18 protein-coding genes are annotated in these 20364 nt (G+C 71.9%); 11 read left to right on the top strand and 7 right to left on the bottom strand.

Annotation, left to right across the window (positions count from 1 at the left end; all coding sequences use genetic code 11):
- The first annotated feature begins 304 nt into the window (after nt 1-304).
- From HZZ10_RS08505 to rsmD, 3 genes are all read left to right on the top strand, one after another.
- Entirely contained in the window at nt 305-2434 is a 2130-nt protein-coding gene (locus HZZ10_RS08505; RefSeq protein WP_179913192.1) for a DAK2 domain-containing protein, read from the top strand.
- Nucleotides 2431-4713, top strand: coding sequence for an ATP-dependent DNA helicase RecG (locus HZZ10_RS08500; protein WP_179913191.1), 2283 nt, complete (start codon nt 2431-2433; stop codon nt 4711-4713). The genes HZZ10_RS08505 and HZZ10_RS08500 overlap by 4 nt, the downstream gene beginning before the upstream one ends.
- A gap of 168 nt (nt 4714-4881) precedes the next feature.
- Entirely contained in the window at nt 4882-5472 is a 591-nt protein-coding gene (rsmD, locus tag HZZ10_RS08495; RefSeq protein WP_179913190.1) for a 16S rRNA (guanine(966)-N(2))-methyltransferase RsmD, read from the top strand.
- Nucleotides 5473-5485: 13 nt separating this feature from the next.
- On the opposite strand, the gene HZZ10_RS08490 is transcribed toward rsmD, so the two are convergent.
- On the bottom strand, nt 5486-6337 hold the full coding sequence (locus tag HZZ10_RS08490; protein ID WP_179913189.1) for a GNAT family N-acetyltransferase: 852 nt from the start codon (nt 6335-6337) through the stop codon (nt 5486-5488).
- 45 nt (nt 6338-6382) lie between these two features.
- On the opposite strand from HZZ10_RS08490, the gene coaD reads away from it, so the two are divergent.
- The 7 genes from coaD to HZZ10_RS08455 all read left to right on the top strand — a co-directional run bounded on the left by coaD (nt 6383) and on the right by HZZ10_RS08455 (nt 10787).
- The gene (coaD, locus tag HZZ10_RS08485; protein WP_179913188.1) at nt 6383-6955 is read left to right on the top strand and encodes a pantetheine-phosphate adenylyltransferase; all 573 of its coding nucleotides are present in this window, start codon (nt 6383-6385) and stop codon (nt 6953-6955) included.
- Entirely contained in the window at nt 6952-7473 is a 522-nt protein-coding gene (locus tag HZZ10_RS08480; RefSeq protein WP_179913187.1) for an ATP synthase subunit B family protein, read from the top strand. Before coaD ends, HZZ10_RS08480 begins: the two co-directional genes overlap by 4 nt.
- A 234-nt stretch (nt 7474-7707) precedes the next feature.
- Nucleotides 7708-8283: a YceD family protein gene (locus HZZ10_RS08475; protein ID WP_056131134.1), complete on the top strand. Its 576-nt coding sequence runs from the start codon at nt 7708-7710 to the stop codon at nt 8281-8283.
- A gap of 2 nt (nt 8284-8285) precedes the next feature.
- On the top strand, nt 8286-8480 hold the full coding sequence (rpmF, locus tag HZZ10_RS08470; RefSeq protein ID WP_012866141.1) for a 50S ribosomal protein L32: 195 nt from the start codon (nt 8286-8288) through the stop codon (nt 8478-8480).
- A 47-nt stretch (nt 8481-8527) separates the two neighbouring features.
- Nucleotides 8528-9232 carry a ribonuclease III gene (rnc, locus tag HZZ10_RS08465; protein ID WP_056131137.1) on the top strand — a complete coding sequence of 235 codons (705 nt, stop codon included), beginning with the start codon at nt 8528-8530 and terminating at the stop codon, nt 9230-9232.
- 36 nt (nt 9233-9268) lie between these two features.
- Complete coding sequence (mutM, locus tag HZZ10_RS08460) at nt 9269-10198, top strand: bifunctional DNA-formamidopyrimidine glycosylase/DNA-(apurinic or apyrimidinic site) lyase (protein ID WP_179913186.1); 930 nt, start codon at nt 9269-9271, stop codon at nt 10196-10198.
- Between the two features lie 187 nt (nt 10199-10385).
- Nucleotides 10386-10787 carry a DUF4259 domain-containing protein gene (locus HZZ10_RS08455; RefSeq protein ID WP_179913185.1) on the top strand — a complete coding sequence of 134 codons (402 nt, stop codon included), beginning with the start codon at nt 10386-10388 and terminating at the stop codon, nt 10785-10787.
- Nucleotides 10788-10904: 117 nt separating this feature from the next.
- On the opposite strand, the gene HZZ10_RS08450 is transcribed toward HZZ10_RS08455, so the two are convergent.
- A complete protein-coding gene (locus HZZ10_RS08450; protein WP_179913184.1) occupies nt 10905-11861 on the bottom strand; it encodes a phosphoglycerate dehydrogenase in 957 nt (318 codons plus the stop codon).
- A gap of 251 nt (nt 11862-12112) precedes the next feature.
- Between HZZ10_RS08450 and HZZ10_RS08445 the strand changes: the two genes are divergently transcribed.
- On the top strand, nt 12113-12742 hold the full coding sequence (locus tag HZZ10_RS08445) for a response regulator (RefSeq protein ID WP_179913207.1): 630 nt from the start codon (nt 12113-12115) through the stop codon (nt 12740-12742).
- Nucleotides 12743-12895: 153 nt separating this feature from the next.
- On the opposite strand, the gene HZZ10_RS08440 is transcribed toward HZZ10_RS08445, so the two are convergent.
- The 5 genes from HZZ10_RS08440 to HZZ10_RS08420 are packed head-to-tail and all read right to left on the bottom strand — an operon-like array spanning nt 12896 to nt 20253.
- Nucleotides 12896-14098: a sensor histidine kinase gene (locus HZZ10_RS08440; protein WP_056131162.1), complete on the bottom strand. Its 1203-nt coding sequence runs from the start codon at nt 14096-14098 to the stop codon at nt 12896-12898.
- Nucleotides 14082-15953 (bottom strand): thiol reductant ABC exporter subunit CydC, encoded by a 1872-nt coding sequence (gene cydC / locus HZZ10_RS08435; RefSeq protein WP_179913183.1) that lies wholly within the window; start codon nt 15951-15953, stop codon nt 14082-14084. The genes HZZ10_RS08440 and cydC overlap by 17 nt, the downstream gene beginning before the upstream one ends.
- Nucleotides 15950-17641 (bottom strand): thiol reductant ABC exporter subunit CydD, encoded by a 1692-nt coding sequence (gene cydD / locus HZZ10_RS08430; RefSeq protein WP_179913182.1) that lies wholly within the window; start codon nt 17639-17641, stop codon nt 15950-15952. The genes cydC and cydD overlap by 4 nt, the downstream gene beginning before the upstream one ends.
- Nucleotide 17642: 1 nt before the next feature.
- A complete protein-coding gene (cydB, locus tag HZZ10_RS08425; RefSeq protein ID WP_179913181.1) occupies nt 17643-18734 on the bottom strand; it encodes a cytochrome d ubiquinol oxidase subunit II in 1092 nt (363 codons plus the stop codon).
- 31 nt (nt 18735-18765) lie between these two features.
- Complete coding sequence (locus HZZ10_RS08420; protein WP_179913180.1) at nt 18766-20253, bottom strand: cytochrome ubiquinol oxidase subunit I; 1488 nt, start codon at nt 20251-20253, stop codon at nt 18766-18768.
- Nucleotides 20254-20364 lie beyond the last annotated feature (111 nt).

Genomic DNA, 20364 nt, shown 5'->3' with positions numbered 1-20364 from the left:
CGACTTCAATGGTCTGTGGATGCGGAGCCGCAGTGAACCCGCGCCGAGGCCTCGAGAGGTCTGCGGGAGGGTGGTGTCGCGGTTCGCGCATGCCCTGGTGTGTGCGGGCAACCTCGATAGAGTAGCCGATCCTCGACGCGCTACCCAAATTGCCTGCGGACGCAGGAGCACGCACGGCTCCCAGGGGGTTCCCGCGTGCTCTGCCGGGATCGGCTGCGAGAGCCGGTCCCTGAGGTCCCGGCCTGTGTGGCACGAGACGATGTGCGCCATCATATGACGTCGGACGGTCGAGAGGGGAGAGGGCGTGGGCACGAGAGGCAGTGGTGCTGACGAGCTCCGCGACCCCGCCGACGACGGCGCCAGCCCTCGCGACCCCGCTGGCGACGACGGCCCTGCTGGGCCGGTCGCCCCTCTGGGCTCAGACCGTCCAGGTGACGTCGTCGGTCTCGAGGTCGTGCTGCGGTGGGCGGACGGGGCAGCCGAGGTCCTCGAACGTGCTCGTCCCGTGCTCGACCGGGCCAACGTCTTCCCCGTGCCCGACGCCGACACCGGGACCAACCTCGCCGCCACCCTCCGTGCGGCTCGCGACGCAGCAGTCGCCTCGGCCGCGTCGGACGCGCCGTCAGCAGACCGGGTCCTGCACGCCTTCGCCCGGGGTGCTCTCGTGGGCGCGCGGGGCAGCTCTGGTGTGATCTTGAGCGAGTTCCTCCGTGGTCTTGCCGGGGCGGCGCCGTCCAGCACCGGGTCGGCGGGCACGGTGACCGACGCGACCCGTCTGGCCCGCGCGATCGACCGCGGGGCGCGACGCGCTGTCGCGGCTGTGGTCGACCCTCGCCCGGGCACCATGCTCACTGCGGCGCGCGGTGCGGCGGACGCGGCCCTCGAGGCGGCTGCGGGTGGTGGAGACCTCGTCCAGACCGTCGAGAGCGCACGTACTGGGGCGTCGCAGGCGCTCCGTCGGAGCGTCGACGAGCTGGACGTCCTGCGCGCGGCCGGGGTGCTCGACGCCGGGGCCTACGGCTTCGTGCTCCTCCTCGACGCCCTCGCCGCAGCTCTCGGTCCGGACCTGGAGAGCGCGGCCGACCGCGTGTCGGTGGGGCACGGCACGATCGTGCTCATGGACTCTCTGGCCGTCGCCGACGCCCCGGCGGGGTCAGGGACCTCAGCCGGCACGGGCAGCGACACGGGCGCTCGACCACCCGGGGGCGACGACCTCCACGGATCCCGGACGTCTCCTGACGACCACGAGCGCGACGGCCGCCCCGGTGAGTGCGTGGGCCACGGGAACCGGGAGATCAAGAGCAACCACACGAACCACGGCGAGCACCACGCCGTCGACGGCGAGTTCGAGCTCATGTGCGTCGTCCGTCACGCTGTGCGACGTACGCCGACGCAGGCCTCCGGAGACCCTGAGGGTGCGGCAGCTGCTCTCGAGCGCCCATCCGGCAGTGTCGACAGCCTCGGCGTCTCCGACGGCATCGACGGTCTCGACGTCTCCGACGCGCTCGCCGCTGTGGCCCCGGCGCTGCGGTCCGGGCTCCAGCAGGTCGGAGACTCTGTCGTCGTGGTCGGCGGCGCAGACCACGAGGTCGCGGACGTGTCCGGGGACCTCCACGGCCTCTGGCAGGTCCACGTCCACACCGACCATCCCCTCGAGGCCCTCCGTGTGCTGGAGCGCTGGGACGTCGGCCCGGTCGTCGTCCGCTGCCTGTCCCACCAGGTCTCCGCCGTCTCGACCCGTGCCGCTGGGGCCTCCGCGCCCGTGGGTGTCGTGGCGTGCACGGCCTCGCCGGGACTGGTCATGGACCTCGCCCGGTCGGGGGCCGTCGTGGTGCTGCGCGGCGACGGCGAGATCGAGCGCTCGGACCTCCTGAGGGCCGTGCACGAGACCGACGCCGAGCACGTCGTCGTGCTGCCGGCCGACGAGCAGACCCTGGCCGTGGCCCGCACCCTGGCCGATCTCTCGCACCCGCAGACGACCGTGGTCGACTCGACGAGCGACCTGCACGTGGTGGCCGCCCTGTCCGCCTGGGTCGTCGGCACCACAGCACCGTCGGCCGACCTGGCTGCGGCGCTCGCCCCCGTCGTCGACGCCGTCGGCGCTGTCCGGGCCGTCCGGCTCGACGCCTCGCGGCCCACGGGGGTGCTCGACGGGATCGACAGGCTCCTCAGCGCCTCCGCAGCACCTGGCCCTGCTGCTGGTGGGGCAGCCACCGGTCCTGACCGTGCCCCGGTTGCGACGGACCGCGCGACCGACGTCGCGTCCTCGCCAGCCCTGACCGTCCTCACCGTCCTCGTCGGGGACCTCGTCCCCGGGCAGGTGGTCGACGACCTCGTCTCCCGCGCCGAGCACCTCGTGCCCGGTGTCGAGGTCGTCGTGCTGCCCTCAGGCCGCCGGTCGACAGCCCTCGTGATCGGAGCAGAGCAGCAGTGAGCATCGACAGCCCCTTCAGCCTCGACGAACGCCTCGACAGGCTCCTCGGGAAGCGCCCCGCGGCGCCGCTCGCGAAGCTCGGCCTGGAGACCACCGGCGACCTGCTCCGTCACTACCCGCGGCGCTACGCCGATCCCGGCACGATGACCGAGATCTCGATCCTCGTGGTCGGGGAGCACGTGACGGTCGTCGCCGAGGTCGTCAGCGCGACGGTCCGCGAGATGCGCAGCCGCGGCGGGGCGATGCTCCAGGCCGTGGTCTCTGACGGCACCGACAGGCTCTCCCTCACGTTCTTCGCCAAGCACAAGGGTGCGCTGCGCACCCACGAGGCGCGCCTCAAGCCCGGCCGCACCGGGTTGTTCACAGGCGTCGTCTCCGAGTACCGCAACGAGCGCCAGCTGACCCACCCCGACTACCTGCTGCACGGGGTCGACGTCGACAGCGCGGAAGCCGGGCTGGTCGAGGCCAGCCTGCTCACCCCGATCTACCCGGCCAGCGCCGCCATGCCGACGTGGAAGCTCCACCAGACTGTCCGGACAGTCCTCGACCCGTTGACCCCTGCGGACATCCCCGACCCGATCCCCGCCGAGGTGCTCGAGCGTCGCGGGCTGGAGAGCCTGCACCAGGCCTTCCGTGACATCCACGTCCCGGCCGAAGAGCAGGAGTGGCGTCGCGGGCAGAAGAGGCTGCGCTACGAAGAGGCCTTCGTCCTGCAGACCGCGCTCGCGCTGCGCCGCTCCGAGGCCGCTGCGCTCGAGGCGACAGCCCGGCCGCTGACCACCGACGGCCCCTCGCTGCTGAGCGACTTCGACGCCTCGTTGCCGTTCACGCTCACCGACGGCCAGCGGGAGGTCGGCGCGGAGATCGCGGCCGAGCTCGCTGCCCCGCACCCCATGCAGCGGTTGCTCCAGGGTGAGGTCGGCTCCGGCAAGACCGTGGTCGCCCTGCGGGCCATGCTCCAGGTGGTCGACGCCGGTGGACAGGCCGCGCTCCTGGCCCCGACCGAGGTCCTCGCGGCCCAGCACGCCCGGACGCTCTCCGGTCTGCTCGGCGACCTCGCGGCCGGCGGCATGCTCGGCGGTGCCTCGCACGGCACCCGTGTCGCCCTCGTCACCGGGTCCCAGCCTGCCGCCGTCAAGAAGAAGAACCTGCTCGACGCCGCGTCGGGCGCGGCCGGGATCGTCGTGGGCACCCACGCGCTGCTCAGCGCCGGCGTCCAGTTCGCCGAGCTCGGGCTCGTCGTCGTCGACGAGCAGCACCGCTTCGGGGTCGAGCAGCGCGACATGCTGCGCGCCAAGGCCCGCACGGTCCCGCACCTGCTCGTCATGACCGCGACGCCGATCCCTCGCACCGTGGCCATGACGGTCTTCGGGGACCTCGAGACCTCGACGCTGCGCGAGATCCCGGCCGGCCGCTCGGGGATCACCACGCACGTCGTCCCGGCGCAGAAGCCGGCCTGGATCGCCAGGACCTGGGCGAAGGTCCGGGAGGAGATCGACGCCGGGCGGCAGGCGTACGTGGTGTGCCCGCGCATCACAGGCGACACCGACGAGGCCGACGGGGCTGACGAGCCGGGGTCCGACGACGGGACGCTCGGCCTCGACGTGCCAGCCGGCGCGTCTGGCACGGGAGCGCCCGCCGCGCCCCCCACGTCGAACCGCCGCCCCCTGCGCGCGGTCCTCGAGGTGGCCGAGGAGCTCGCCGACCTCGAGGTGCTCCGCGGTGTGCGGATCGGGATCCTGCACGGCCAGATGCCCCCTGCCGAGAAAGAGGCGGCGATGGCCGCCTTCACCGCCGGTGACGTGGACCTGCTCGTCTCGACGACGGTGATTGAGGTCGGGGTCGACGTGCCTCGCGCGACAGCGATGGTCGTGCTCGACGCCGACCGCTTCGGGCTGTCCCAGCTGCACCAGCTGCGTGGCCGGGTCGGTCGAGGGGCCGACGCAGGTCTGTGCTTCCTCGTCTCGGAGATGGCCGAGGCAGCGCCGGCGAGCACCCGCCTCAAGACTCTTGCCTCGACGACCGACGGCTTCGAGCTCGCTGCGGCGGACCTCGAGATGCGCAGCGAGGGCGACGTCCTCGGAGCCGCGCAGTCCGGCCGGTCGACCTCGCTCCAGCTGCTGCGTGTGGTGCGGGACACGGCAGTGATCGAGCAGGCGCGCGAAGACGCTGCGACCCTCGTCGCTGCCGACCCGACCCTCGCCGGTCATCCCTTGCTGCTCGCCGAGATCACCGAGCGGGTCACGGGGGAGCGGGCCGAGTACCTCGACAGGTCGTGAGGCGCCCCGCCCTCGCAGAGCCCGCCGGACCGCTCGGGCCGCTCGGAACGCTTGAACCGTTCGGACCGCTCGGACGGTCGGGCTCTGCGAGACCGGCTCGGACCGCGCTCGCGGCCCGCGCGGCTGCGGCTGGCCCGACCACGGCTCGGTGATCGCTACGCTGGTCCGGTGACTCGGATCGTGGCAGGGCTCGTCGGCGGCAGGAGCCTCGCCGTCCCACCGAAGGGCACGCGCCCCACGAGCGACAAGGTGCGCGAGGCGATCTTCTCCAGGCTCGAGCACTACGAGGTGCTCGACGGCGCGCGCGTGCTGGATCTGTGCGCGGGGTCGGGGGCGCTCGGTCTCGAGGCCGCCAGCCGCGGGGCCTCGACCGTCGTGCTCGTCGAGGCGGGCCGGGTTGCCGCCCAGGTGTGCCAGAAGAACGTCGACTCCCTCGGGCTCCCCGGGGTGCGGGTGGTCACGGACCGCGCCGAGCGCTTCGTCGCGCAGCCGCCCACCCAGCCGTGGGATCTCGTGTTCCTCGACCCGCCGTACGACATGAGCGACGACGACGTCGCCGCTCTGCTCCTCGCCCTCGAGGGGCACGTGTCGGACGACGCGGTGATCGTGGTCGAGCGGTCGTCACGCACCCCCGAGCCGACCTGGCCGGCGTCGTGGAGGCTCATCGTCACCAAGCCCTATGGCGAGACGCTGGTGCACTACGCCGAGCCCGTCGGGGCAGGCGAGGACGACGGCGCGCAGACCGCCGGCATCTCCTAGGCCGGCACCTGGCTCAGGAGTCGTCGCCGTCCTGGATCGGCGCAACCTCGGTGGCCCACGCCATCCCGACCGGGACGCTCGCGAGGTCCGTTGGGTCGACGAGCCCGACCGTCGGGCCGCTCACAGAGTCCAGCAGCGCCCGGGTGTCGGCGTCGTCACGCAGCGACTCCTCGGAGCCGACGAGGTACGCCTCGAGGAACGTACGGAGCGGACCGGCCACCACGGCTGTCGGCGCGTCGACGGGGCCCTCGGCGACGGCCTCGGGCGCGACGTGCAGCGTGGTGAGGAGCAGCGCAGGGACGCGAGCACCGGCAGCCCCCAGCCCGGGCTGGAAGTACGGCACCGCGAGCACCCGCGCCCCGTGGCGGGCGTAGAAGCGCAGCCGTGCTGCCGGGTCCCCGTGCGCCTCGCTGGCCTCGTGGTGGTCCGGGTGCTCGACCTCGGCGAGCAGCAGGCCGGGGGCGGACTCGGCCACCCACGTCTGGACCGCGGCATCGAGCAGCGCGCCGCCGATGCCGCCGCCGCGCTGCCCCGGGGCGATCGCGAGGTAGACCAGCAGCATCACGTCGCCGGGTACTCCGGAGCCCGCGGCAACGGCACCGGCCACGATCCGGCCGTCGCGCCGGACGCCGAGCGCACGGGTGCGGCCGCTCGTGCAGCCCTCCACGAGCGACTCGAGGCTCTCGAGCTCTTCGGACGGGAAGGACGGGCTCAGCACACCGGTGTGGAGCTCTTCCAGGTCGGCGGCGGTGACCAACGGCTCGAGGTCGACCCCAGGTCGGGCGGAGGACGCCGGGCGGGTACCTGGACCGTCCGTCGTCGAGGGAGCGGGGTCAGGGGCCGGCTGCTCGTTCTCGGACGTCATGGCTCAATCATGGGACACGAGGTGGGGGTGTACTACCGTGAGCGGGTGACTCTTGCCGTCTGCCCGGGATCCTTCGACCCGATCACCCTGGGGCACCTGGACGTCGTCCGTCGGGCGACGCTGCTCTTCGACGAGGTCGTGGTCGGCGTCGCCCGCAACGCCTCGAAGTCGGCGCTGCTCGACGTCGACTCGCGTGTCGCTCTCGCCCGCGCTGCGTGCGCTCACCTGCCCTCCGTCCGGGTGGTCGAGGTGCCGGGGCTCCTGGTCGACCTCTGCCGCGAGCTGGGCGCCGTCGCCGTCGTCAAAGGGCTGCGCGGGGGAGCGGACTACGACGCCGAGCAGCCGATGGCGCTCATGAACCGCCACCTCTCGGGCGTCGAGTCGGTGTTCCTCACCGCAGACCCGCGCTACGCCCACATCGCCTCGTCGATGGTCAAGGACGTCGCCCGTCACGGCGGGCAGGTCGACGACCTCGTCCCGCCGGGTGTCGCAGACGCCGTGCGACGAGCCCTCGGTGTCGTCTCGACCGGCGCGCAGCCCGGCTCGCCAGCCACACCTCTTCCCGGCGGGGTCACCCCTCCCGGCCCCGCCGACCACCCGAACCAAGGAGCCTCATGAGCCCGCAGGACGACCACGAGACCTTCGTCGAGGGGGAGAGCGCCGGTGTGCCCGCGATCCTCGACGCGCTGACCGACCTCGTCGAGCGCGCCCGGACGATGCCGATGTCGTCGTCGGTCCTCGTCAACCGGAACGAGGCTCTCGACCTCCTCGACGAGCTCCGCGAGGCGCTGCCGACCCAGCTGACCCGTGCCGACGAGGTGCTCTCCGACGCCGACCAGGTGCTCAACGACGCCCACGCGCAGGCCGAAGAGCTCATCGAGACGGCTCGTCGTCGCGCCGCCGAGCTCGTCGCCTCCGAGCAGGTGGTGCTGCAGGGCCAGGTCCAGGCCCGCGAGCTCGTCGCCGAGGCCGAGGCGACCGCGGCCAAGCTGCGCCGCGAGGCGGACGACTACTGCGACCGTCGGCTCGCCGAGTTCGAGATCGACCTGGGCAAGGTCCTCGCCCAGGTGCACGCGGGCCGCGACAGGCTCGCCGAGCGTCTCGACGAGGCAGGCCAGCCGCAGGACCAGAGGTAGGCAGGGCGGCACGTCCGCCCTGGCGGGCGCCCGCTGCGGCGACGGCTGCTGCTCGCCACGAGGGTGAGAAGGGTCTCACCGTTCGCCGCAGGTCCCGCTCTCCAGGGGTCTGGGCACAGCCCTCGATGGCGTAGTATTGTCTGTTGGCCCTGCCGGTGACGGTGGGGCTGCTGATCCCCGGCTCACGTCGGTGGCCAGCCGACGATCCCAGCACCCACCACCTTCGGACACACCGTGGAGCACCTCATCACTCTCGATCCTCGTTCGCCTCTCGTTCTCGACACTCGTGAGCTCAGCAGGCGTCCTGGCTCGATGCGTGAGGTCACGCTCACGGTCCCGGCGCCGGTGGACCTCGGGACTGTCGTCATCGGGATCCCCGAAGGTAGCGACATCAGCCTCGACCTGAGGCTCGAAGCCGTGATGGAGGGTGTCCTGGTCTCCGGAACCGTCGCAGGCCAGTCGGTCGGCGAGTGCGTCCGGTGCCTGGACGAGGTGGTCGACGACGTCGACTTCTCCGTCACGGAGCTGTTCGTGTACCCCGAGCGTGCCAAGGCCGCCGAGGACGCGGGCGACGACGACGAAGAAGAAGAAGTGCACGAGCTCGAGGACGATATGATCGACCTCGAACCCGTGCTTAGGGATTCGGTGGTGCTTGCACTACCATTCCAACCGTTGTGTTCGCCCGACTGCCCGGGGCTGTGCTCCGAGTGCGGTGCCCACCTGGCGGACGATCCTGATCACCAGCACGAACTGCTCGACCCCCGGTGGTCGACACTCAAGAGCATTATCGACGAGACGAAAGAGAGCTAGCCGTGGCTGTTCCGAAGCGCAAGATGTCGCGCAGCAACACCCGTGCGCGCCGTTCGCAGTGGAAGACGACCGCCGCGAACCTCACCACGTGCCCGCAGTGCAAGGGCGACAAGCTGTCGCACGCTGCGTGCCCGACGTGCGGCACCTACAAGGGTCGTCAGTACGCCGAGGCGCTGCGCACCGAGCACGCTAACTGATTCGCCGGCGCTGCTGGCGTCACGAGTCGGTCGAAGGAGAAGTTCCGGTGGCATCACACGCACGTCGTCAGGTCTCACCGGCTTCTAGCCTTCTCGAGGAGCTCGGGGTCCATCTGGACCCCGAGCTCCTCGTGCTTTCCCTGACGCACAGGTCTTTCGCCCACGAGGCTGGAGGCATCCCGACCAACGAGCGCCTCGAGTTCCTCGGGGACGCCGTGCTCGGCCTGGTCTCGGCCGAGGCGCTGTTCGAGCGTCACCCAGACCGCCCCGAGGGCGACCTCGCCAAGATGCGTGCGGCCTCCGTGTCGCAGCGCGCCCTCGCGGCCGTGGCCCGCAGGCTGTCCCTCGGCGACTACATCTTGCTCGGCAAGGGGGAGTCGCAGACCCGCGGCTTCGACAAGGACTCGATCTTGTCGGACACCGTGGAGTCACTCATCGGCGCCGTCTACCTGAGCCACGGGCTCGAAGAGGCCCGCAGCTTTGTCCACAGGCTCCTGGACAGCACCCTCGACGCCGCCGCCGACCTCGGTGCCGGCCTCGACTGGAAGACCTCGCTCCAGGAGGCCGCCGCCGAGCACGAGGTCGGCGCCCCCGAGTACACGAGCGAGGGCGAAGGGCCCGACCACGCCCGCCTGTTCACCGCGCACGTGATCATCGACGGCACAGTCATGGGCACGGGCCAGGGCACGGCCAAGAAGCACGCCGAGCAGATCGCCGCGCAGCAGGCGTACGCAGCCCTCACCGGTCGCTGAGCCCTGTGCGCGTAGACGTCGTCGCCGAGGCGCACCGTGCCTGAGCTCCCCGAGGTCGAGACCGTCCGCGACGGTCTCGCCCGCCACGTGCTGGGCGCGCGCGTCGACCGTGCCGAGGTCCGCCGCGACTACAGCGTCCGCAGGCACGAGGGCGGACCCGTCGACTTCGCAGCCCGCCTGCCCGGCCGGCGCCTCGTCGAGGCGGCACGGCGCGGCAAGTACCTGTGGCTCACCCTCGACGAGCCCGGCCTCGCGCTCCTGGGCCACCTCGGCATGAGCGGTCAGCTGCTCGTGCGCTCGGGGGACACCCTGGCCACCGAGTCGAGCCACCTCAGGGTGCGCCTCCACCTCACCGCAGCCGACGGTGAGCCGCTCGCCCTCGACTTCGTCGACCAGCGGACCTTCGGCCACCTCAGCGTCGCCGAGCTCACCAGCACCCCCGACGGCCTCCCCGGAGGTCTGGGCACCGACATGCCGCTCGTGCCCGAGCCCGTCAGCCACATCGCCCGCGACCTGCTCGACCCCGCCGTCGCCGAGGGGACACCCGGCCGGGCGGCGCTCGTCGACAGGATCCGTGGCCGGCGCACGGGGATCAAGCGAGCCCTGCTCGACCAGACCGTCGTCTCCGGGATCGGGAACATCTACGCCGACGAGGCGCTGTGGCGCGCCTCGACGCACTACGCCCGCGGGACCGCCGGGATGTCGCGCGCGCAGGCAGGTGCGGTGCTCGCTGCGGCAGAGCAGGTGATGCGCGAGGCGCTCAGCCAGGGCGGGACCAGCTTCGACGCCCTCTACGTCAACGTCAACGGCGCGTCGGGCTACTTCGACAGGTCGTTGGCGGCCTACGGACAGGCCGGGAAGCCGTGCCGACGCTGCGGCGCGACGATCCGACGGGACGAGTTCATGAACCGTTCGTCCTTCAGCTGTCCGGTCTGCCAGCCACGGCCGCGCAGTGCCACCCGCTGACGGGCTTCACCTGGGAGCCCTGTGGGACTAGGGTGCTCAGGCGGGCCTCACGTCAGGAAGATGGCGACCGCAGCCTGGACGCAGCGGCGCGTCTGGGCGGCGGAGGAGCAGCACACGTGCCGCGCGGCCCGACAGGGGCGTGTCGCGCAGCCCGACGGGGGCACAGGACGAGACGAAGGAATGCCATATGGGTGCGTGGAGCAGCGAGCCGTTCGGCAACGACGGAGCAGGGGACCTCGTCGCTGACATCCAGCACGGGGAGTTCAGCTTCGAAGGGCTCGGATGGGCCTTCGAGGACGACTACCTCGAGGTGGACGGCGGTCAGTACGCGATCGCTCTCGTCGAGATCGCCCTCGTGGTGCAGGGGACAGAGCCCGCGCACCCGGCTCTCGCGGACGTGGACCTGTCGAAGGTCGCCCCGCTGTTCACCGAGGACAAGATCCGGTGGATCGTCGAGATGGCAGACCGCGCCCTGACCGACAGCGAGTCCTCGGAGCTCTACGAGCTCTGGGAAGAGGCCGGCAGCCTCGACGAGTGGCGCACGCCCTCCGTCGAGTCCCTCGACCGTCTGCGCGCGACCCTCGCCTGAGCCCTGAGCTGCCGGTCTGAGGCGGCATCCGTCCTCGGCTGCGGGGCTCCCGGGCCGCGGGGCCCGGTGGACCACTGATCCCGGGGCTCCTGCGCGGCAGGCGCGCCGCTCGGCCGGTCAGCGCGAGACGACGTTCCGGAGCTCGTCGCCAGACCGGAACGCTGCGAGGTTCTCGGACACCAGACGTCCGGCGCCCTGAGGACGGCCACCCGCGGCGTGCGGTGTGATGACGACGTTCGGGGTCGTCCAGAGCGAAGAGTCCGCTGGGAGCGGTTCGACAGCGGTGACGTCGAGCGCAGCCCCGCCGAGCGTGCCGGCACGCAGGACCGTCTCGAGCGCGACCTCGTCGAGCGTCGAGCCACGGCCGACGTTGACCACCCACGCGTGCGGGGGCAGCGCGTCGAAGACCTCCTGGGAGATCACCTTCTCGGTGGCGGGTGTCGCGGGGAGGATCGCGACCAGCAGGTCGGTCTCGGCGAGGCGTGCGGGGAGGTCGTCCTCGGTGATGACCGGGAAGCCGTTGCGCTCCCCGGTGGTCGTGGCGACCCCGACGACGTCTGCGCCCAGCATGCTCAGCAGCGGTGCCAGGGCCTGGCCGATCGAGCCGAAGCCCCAGACTGTCACCGAGGCGCCGGCCAGGGTGCCCAGGCCCGGGTACGTCGACCTGTCGGCCGACTGCGAACCGCCGAGCTCCTCTGCCCACCGGGAGTCCCGCTGGGCGTCGAGCATGAGGTCGAGGCGCCGGGCTGCCGTCAGCGCGAGGGCGAGCGTGTGCTCGGAGACCGGGCCGTCGTGGAGCGAGCGGCCCGAGGTGATGACGACGTCCGGGGCGAAGCCTGCGGCGACGACAGCGTCCGGGCCGGCGGCGAGCGCCTGCACCCAGCGCACAGAGGTGAGGCGGTCCGCTGCGTCGGCGAGCTGGTCGGCCGGGTTGCCCCACACGACGAGCGCGTCGGCGTCGGTGTGCTCCTGCGGCACGGGGAGCGTCGGGTCGTAGGAGACGTGCTCGACGCCGTCGACGGTCTCGTCGAGGGGGAGGTCGAGGCTGATGCTGGTGGGGAGGAGGATCTTCATGCCTCCACTGTGCCAAAGATCCAGACCAGCGCCCGACGGGCCCCTGGGGTGAGCCTCGGCGAGGGCTCGCGACGCCGGAGGACGGTCCGGTGCAGCCCTGTCAGGTCCGGGTGGTCTGTCCTCAGGGAAGGCCGCTGCTCTCCGACCAGATCTCCCGCCGCGTCCACCGGTCTGGTGGGGTGCCGCCCGGATAGGATGTGGTCGTGGACACGACACGCGAGACCCCCCAGCCCGACGACAAGATCAGCGTCATGATCGTCGACGACCACGAGGTGGTCCGACGAGGGATCGCCGAGGTCATCGACCGCTCCGAGGGGATGAGCGTGGTCGCCGAGGCCGGCAGCGTCGCCGAGGGTGTGCGACGGGCGAGCCTGGTCCACCCGCAGGTGATGCTCGTCGACCTGCAGCTGCCCGACGGCACGGGGATCGACCTCATGCGTGCGGTCCGTGCGACCCAGCCCGACACCCGTGCGATCGTCCTCACCTCCTTCGACGACGACTCCGCGCTCGCTGCGGCTCTCGAGGTCGGCGCAGCCGCCTACGTGCTCAAGAGCGTGCGCGGCGCGGAGATCGCCGACGTCGTCCGTGCGGTCGCCGCCGGGCGGGTGCTGCTCGACGAGCGCACCATCACACGCCGCCGGCGTGAGCACGACGACCCCACCGAAGACCTCACCCCGAGCGAGGTGCGCGTCGTCGACCTCATCGGCGAAGGGCTGTCGAACCGCGAGATCGCAGAGCGACTGAGCATCGCCGAGAAGACCGTCAAGAACCACATCACCTCGCTCCTGGCCAAGATGGGCCTGCAGCGTCGCACCCAGGTCGCCGCCTGGGTCGCAGCCCGCAAGCACCACGCCTGGGCGCAGGACTCCACCAACCGCTGACACGACGACGCCCGCCCGGGAGCCGAGAGGCTCCTGGGCGGGCGTCGTCGTGTGCGGTACTCCACCGCTGTCCCGGCCGGTGGCGGCTCGGCGATCCCGCGTGACCGTCGGTCACCAACCACCGGCCGCCCTGGTCCCGGAGGCGCCCTGCGGTCAGCCCCGCTCGGTGAGCGGTGCCGACCACGTGAGGATGGTCCCGCGGCCGCTGTCGGAGTTCTCGAGGCTCGACGAGCCGCCGTGCTGGCGGGCGCGGGCGGCGACGTTCCAGGTGCCGGACTTGCGGCCCGTGGGGGCGCCGAGCCCGACGCCGTCGTCCTCGACCTCGACGGTCACGTCGCCGGGGCCGAGCTCGAGGGTGCTCACCGTGACGCGGACCGACACCGACGAGGCCTGGGCGTGCCGGGCCGCGTTGGCGAGGCCCTCGCGGACCACGGCGAGGATGTCGTCGGCCAAGGACTGCACGACGAGCTGGTCGACGATCTCCTCGTCGTCGTCGATCGCACCGAGGCTGCGGTCGTTGAGCGAGATGACCAGCGACGGTGCGAAGCCGAGCCCCGTGCGGGCGAGCGACGCCTCGCGGCGCAGCCTCTCGACGAGCCCTGTCGCGGCGTCGGGGTCGCGCAGGGAGTGCACGATCGACCGGATCTCACGGACCGAGTTGTCGACGTTGTCGAGGGCTTCGTCGAGGATCGCGATGAGCCCGGCCTTGTCGAGGCCGCGCGCGGCCCGGCGGCGCACGGTCTCGAGCTGCATGCCCGTCGCGAAGAGCTGCTGGATCGCGAGGTCGTGCAGGTCGCGCGCGATGCGCTCGCGCTCCTCGACGAGCTTCGACAGGCCCTGCGCCTGGCGAGCCTCGGCGAGCACGAGGGCGAGTGCGGCCTGGTCGGCGAAGGTCGAGGCGCGCTCGAGGTCTTTGCCGATGAAGGCCTCCTGGCCTACCTTGCGCAGCAGCACGAGGACACCGACGGGCTTCTCGGCCGTGCCCATGGGGGCGTAGAGCGCGGGGCCGTACTTCTGCATCGGGGGCAGCTGGAGATTGCGGGCGAGCGACAGCGACGGCACCAGGCGGCCCTTGCCGGTCCGCAGCGCCGTCCAGGACAGCCCGCCGTGCGGCATGGTCAGACCGAGGAGCTCGTCGGCGTTCCAGCCGCGGACGATCTCCATGACGAGCTCACCACCCAGACCCGGCAGCACAAGGCACGCGGCGTCGGCCTCGGCGATCTCGCGGGCCACCGAGACGATGTGCTCGAGGACGTCTTCTTCCGGCGCACCGGACAGGAGCATCGTGGTGATGTGCGCGCCTGCGCTCAGCCACCGTTCTCGTTCGACAGCGTCTGCCTCACCTGGTCGCACCATGGCTCCTCGTGGTCTCGTCGGTCCCGTGCTCGCGGTCTACTGTCGCACGGTATCCGTGCTGCGTGACCAGGAGCGATGCGTGCGTGCCTCGCGCGACGACACCCCCGGCGTCGAGCAGCACGACCTCGTCTGCCGCCGCCAGCGCAGAGAGCCTGTGGGTCGCGACGACGACCCCGCGAGGCTGCGCGGAGTCCCGCCCGGCGCGCAGGAGGTCGGTGACGAGCTCGTCGGCCGTCGCGGGGTCGAGGTGCTCGGCGGGTTCGTCGACCAGCAGATAGGTGGCGGGGGAGCACAGCGCGCGGGCGAGCAGCAGACGCCGTCGCTCGCCGCCCGAGATGGTCGCCCCGTCGGCCCCGAGCCGGGTGTGGACCCCGTCCGGCAGCCCGCCCAGCCAGGACCCGAGCCCAGCCCGTCCGAGCGCGTCGACAGCCTGCTGCTCGTCGACGTCACCGCGCGCGACGCGCAGGTTCTCCAGGATCGTCGTGCTGAACACGTGGGCGTCTTCGGTCGTGAGCACGACGTGGTGGGCGATCTCCTCGTGCGGCAGGCCGGCTGCAGGCTTCCCGTCGAGCGTGAGACTGCCCGCGCGCGCCGCGACCAGGCCGGCGAGCGTGAGGAGGGTCGTCGTCTTGCCGGTCCCGCTCGGGCCCACGAGCGCGACCGACCGCCCTGGGCGGAGGTCGAGGTCGAGGCCCTGGACGACGGGGGCAGCACCAGGCCAGCCGCAGGAGAGGTCGCGGGCGACCAGAGACGACGCGGTGGCTGCGGACGTCGTCCCGGGGCGGGTCGACGTCGTGCTCGTCGCCTCGGCCGCGGACGGCCTGGGCGTGGTCGTGCCGGGGACCGTCGCGCCGGTGGTCTTGGGCGCTGCGGCGTCCGAGGGTGCGGCTTCGGCGGAGTCCAGCAGCGCCATGATCCTCGTGGCGGCCTGACGGGACCTGTGCAGCTGGATGGCTGCGGCAGGCAGCGTCTGGGTGATCTCGAAGACGGCGAGCGGCGTGAGCACCACGACCGCGAGCTGGACCGGGCCGAGGGTCCCCGCAGCGACCGAGGGGATCGCGAGGAACAGGGTGGCGACGACGGCCAGCCCGACCGCGAGCGTGCCGATCCCGGCGGCCAGCCCCGAGGTCCGGGCTCCCACGTCGGTCGCCTCAGCGAGCCGGCGGTCCGCTGCGGCGAGCGCCTCGGTGCGGGAGGTCAGCGTGCCAGAGACTGTGAGGGGCGCGGCGCCGTCGACGATCTCGAGGGCGAGGGACGCCATGTCGGACCTGGCCTGGGCAGTGCGCTGCTCGGTCGTCGAGGCACCGCGGGCCGCGAGCCACGGGCCGACGATCCCCGAGAGCACGAGGCAGGCGGCCAGCGCCGCGGCGGCGCCGAGGTGGAACACCCCGACGAAGGCGACCGAGCCGACCCCGAGCACGAGAGCGACACCGGCGGGCAGCAGCGCCCGGACCACCACGTCGCCGACGGCGTCGACGTCCGCTCCGACCCGGGCGAGCAGGTCCCCGCGCCGCAGCGAGGCGACGGCGTCGAGACGCCCGCCCGCGAGCGAGGCGTAGATGCGGGTGCGCAGCGAGGCCATGCCGCGCAGCGCGACGGTGTGGGAGGCGAGCCGCTCGAGGTACCTGAACAGACCGCGCGAGATGCCGAAGGCGCGGACCGCGACAGTACCGACGGTGAGCGTCATCACCGGTGGCATCTGCGAGGCGTACGAGATGAGCCAGGCGGACACCGCGGCCAGGGCGATCGCGCTGCCGAGGGCGAGGACCCCGAGCAGCAGGGCGAGGGCCGTACGGCGGGTGTCGACCTCGAGCAGCCTCACGGCACGGCGGAGCGGGTCGGTCGTGCGGCTCATGCGAGGGCCTCGTCACGGGTGCGGGGGGCGGAGGCGACCTCGACGACGTCGTCGGCGAGCTCGACGAGACTCGGCCTGTGGGCGACCACGACGACGGTCCGGCCGGCGTCACGCAGCGCGGCGAGCGAGGCGAGGACCTGGTCCTCGGCGAGGGCGTCGAGGTGGGCCGTGGGCTCGTCGAGCACGACGAGAGGCTCTTCTCCGAGGAGGGCGGCTGTCAGGGCCACACGCTGCCGCTGGCCGACGCTCAGTCCCACCCCGCCCTGGCCGAGCACGGTGTCGAGCCCGTCGGGCAGCGTGCTGACGACGGTGTCGAGCCCGGTGAGCCGCATCGCGCGGGTCACGGCCTCGGAGGCCGGGGCGCCGACGCTCGCCGTCCGCTCGGCCTCCGCGACGCCGAGCGCCTCGCGGAGCGTGCCGGGGGGCAGGGTGCTGCGCTGGGGGAGCCAGGCCACCTGGCTCCACCAGGTGGAGAGGTCGACGTCCGCCAGGTCGGTCCCGTCGACACGGACGGACCCGGAGTCGGGGGAGACGAGACCGAGCAGCGCGAGCACCGTGGTCGTCTTGCCGCTGCCGCTCGGACCCGTCAGCGCGACCATCCGGCCCGGCCGGATCGTCAGGCTGAGGCCTGCGGGTGCGCGGAGGTCACGTCCCGGGGCGTCGACACCGAGACCGTCGACCGTGATCGTCGCCCTCGCGAGGTCAGGTGCAGCGACTGTGCCCTGCGGACGGAGCGGCTCCTCGATCACGTCGAAGGCCTTCTGCGCTGCGGTGATGCCGTCGGTCGACGCGTGGAACTGCACACCGATCTGCCGGATCGGCAGATAGACCTCCGGGGCGAGGACCAGCACGGCGAGCGCCGTCTCGAGCCCGACCTCGCCGTAGACGAGCCGCAGCCCGACGCCGACGGCGACGAGCGCGACCGACAGCGTCGTGAGCAGCTCGAGGACCATGCCGGAGAGGAAGGCCACCCGCAGCGTGCTCATGGTGGACCGGGTGTAGGCGTCACCGAGCTCGCGGACCCGGGCGACGGGCCCGCGCTCGCGGCCGAAGGCCCGCAAGGTCGGGAGCCCTGCGAGGAGGTCGAGCACCTGCGCGCCGAGCCGCTGCATGACCGCGAGCCGGCGCTCGGAGTACGACTGCGTGAGCTGACCGACCAGGATCATGAAGACCGGCACGAGCGGGATGGTCACGATGATGATGAGCGCGGAGATCCAGTCGAGGCCGAGGACCACCACGAGGGTCGCCGGCGTCACCGTCACGGCGAGCAGCAGCTGGGGCAGGTACCGCACCAGGTAGGGCTCGAGGTCGTCGAGCCCGCGGGTCGCGAGGGTGACGGTGTCGACGCCCCGTCCTGTCGAGAGCCAGCGGGGGCCGAGCGCTGCGGCGTGCGCGAGCACCTGACCGCGCAGGCTCGTCACCACGCGGGTGGCCGCCCTGTGCGCGTAGCGCTCCTGCAGGCCGGTGACCACAGCGCGCGCCACGACGACGCCTGCGAGCCACCGGAGGTGGCCCGAGACGTCGTCGAGGGTCGCCCCGGCCGAGACGACCGGGGCGAGCGTCGCAGCGATGAGCAGAGCCTGGGCGACGACCAGACCTGCCGTGGTGATGCCGAAGGCTGCCGTGAGCAGCACGTACCCGCGAGCGGGCGCCGCGTACCTGAGCAGCTTCGGGTCGAGAGGCTTCACGTCAGCGCGTGCCCTGCGGCTCGGTGCCCTGCTGCTCGGCGCCGGGTGCCTCGGTGCCGCGCGGCGGTGTGAGCGACGGCAGCCCGATGGGCTCAGGGATGTGGTGCGTCCCGATCCGCTTGCGGAACACCCAGTACGTCCAGGACTGGTAGATCAGCACGAGCGGGGTGAGGAACAGCGCGACCCACGTCATGACGGTGAGGGTGTACTCGGTCGACGAGGCGTTGCGGATCGTCAGGGAGTTCGCCGGGTCGTTGCGGGCCGGCATGACGTCCGGGTACATCGAGCCGAAGATCAGCACGACAGCGGCGAGGATCGCGACGGCCGAGAAGAGGAAGGCCCAGCCTTCTCGTGCCCGGGCGTTCGCGACGACGACGGCGACGAGCGCGGCTGCTGCGACGGCGACGGCTCCCCAGGTCCAGGTGGCCCCGTAGGCCAGCTGGGCCCAGAGCGCCCAGCCGCCGGCGGCGACGACCGACGCGAGAGACGTGGTGCCGGCGAGGCGACGAGCCCGGCCTCGGATGTCGCCCTCGGTCTTGAGGGCGACGAAGACGGCGCCGTGCGTGAGGAACAGCAGCATGGTCACCACGCCGCCGAGCAGCGCGAAGGGGGAGAGCAGCGCGAAGAACCCGCCGGTCACCGTGTGGTTCGCGTCCATCTCGACGCCGCGGACGAGGTTGGCGAAGGCGACACCCCAGAGGATCGACGGCAGCCAGGAGCCGATGATCACCGAGGCGTCCCACCGCCGGCGCCATGCGGCGTCGTTGATCTTCGAGCGGTACTCGAAGCCCATGCCGCGGACGATGAGGCAGATGAGGATGACGAACAGCGGGATGTAGAAGCCCGAGAACAACGAGGCGTACCACTCCGGGAAGGCCGCGAAGGTGGCGCCGCCAGCCGTCAGCAACCAGACCTCGTTGCCGTCCCAGACCGGGCCGATGGTGTTGATGAGGACCCGGCGGTCCTTCTCCTCGCGGCCGAGGATCGGCATGAGCATGCCGACGCCGAAGTCGAAGCCCTCGAGCACGAGGTAACCCGTCCACAAGACGGCGATCAGTACGAACCAGAGCACCTGGAGCGTTTCGAGGTCCATGTCTGTGTCCTATTCTCGCGAGCGCGACGGGTCAGTAGGCGAAGGACAGCGGACGGTCGGCCGCGTCGTCGTCGGAGCGGGCTTCGGGCGAGTCGTCGTGGACGGTCTCCGGAGCGCCCTCGACCATGTAGCGCCAGATGAGCCGGCCCCAGATGATCGTCAGGACCGTGTAGACGAGCGTGAAGATCGCCATGGAGGCGAACACGACCCCGGCACCCTGGGCGAGGGAGACGCCCCGCTCGGTGAGCATGCGGATCTGGTCGATCCCCGTGGGGTTGGGCACCACGACCCACGGCTGACGTCCGGCCTCGGTGAAGATCCAGCCGAAGGCCGAGGCGAGGAACGGGGTCGGGATCGCGATCAGTGCGATCCGCGCCAACCACGGGTTGTCGGTCACGCGGCCCTTGCGGGTGAGCCACAGCGCCATGAGAGCCAGGGCTGCGGACCCGACGCCGAGGCCGATCATCAGGCGGAAGCTCCAGTAGGTCAGCGCGAGGTTCGGCGAGTAGTCGATCGGGTTGCCGGCGGCGTCGGTGTCCCCGTAGCGATCCTGCATCTGCTGCTGGACCTCGTTGACGCCCGGCAGGGGCGCCGTGAAGGAGCCGTCGGCGAGGAAGCTGGTCAGACCAGGGATCTCGAGGACGTGCGTGACGTCCTCGCAGCTGTTCGCCAGGTTGCCGATCGACAAGATCGAGAACGGCGCGCCTCCGGGCGAGGACTCGCAGAGAGCCTCTGCGGCTGCCATCTTCATCGGCTGCTGCTCGAACATGAGCTTCGCCTGCGCGTCACCTGAGACGGCGATGCCGGCGCCCGAGACGATCATGACGATGAGCCCGAGGATGACTGCCGGGCGGTAGACGTCGCGCGCCACGTCCTTGCGTCCGCGCCGGACCTCCCGGACCATCCACCAGGCGGCGATGCCTGCGACGAAGGTGCCGGCGGTGAGCCAGGCTGCGGTGATGGTGTGGGGGAAGGCGGCGAGCAGGGTGTTGTTGGTCAGCACCGCCCAGATGTCGTTCATCTCGGCGCGCCCGGTCTCGGCGTTGAAGGTCGCCCCGACAGGGTGCTGCATCCACGAGTTCGCCGCGAGGATGAAGAAGGCCGAGAGGTTGGTGGCCAGGGCGACGGCCCAGATGCACGCGAGGTGGATCTTCTTGGGGAGCTTGTCCCACCCGAAGATCCACAGCCCGAGGAACGTCGACTCGACGAAGAAGGCGGCGAGGGCCTCCATGGCGAGCGGTGCGCCGAAGACGTCACCGACGAAGCGGGAGTACTCGCTCCAGTTCATGCCGAACTGGAACTCCTGCACGATCCCGGTGACCACGCCGATCGCGAAGTTGATGAGGAGCAGCTTGCCGAAGAACTTGGTCAGCTTGAGCCAGCGCTCGTTGCCGGTCCGGACCCAGGCGGTCTGCATGATGGCGACCAGGGGTGCGAGCCCGATCGTCAGAGGTACGTAGAAGAAGTGATAGACGGTGGTGATGGCGAACTGCCACCGTGCTATGTCCAAGACGTCCACGGTGCTCCTGGTGTGTGGGTGGGGGCGCGGGTGTCACCGCACGGCTCGAGATGACGTTATGCCGTGAAGATGTGGGGGCGTGGGACCAAGGTCCCTGCTCCGTGCGGACGA

Source organism: Sanguibacter inulinus (genome assembly GCF_013415325.1).
GTDB classification, from domain to species: Bacteria; Actinomycetota; Actinomycetes; order Actinomycetales; family Cellulomonadaceae; genus Sanguibacter; species Sanguibacter inulinus.
This window is presented reverse-complemented; position numbering and strand designations above follow the sequence as displayed.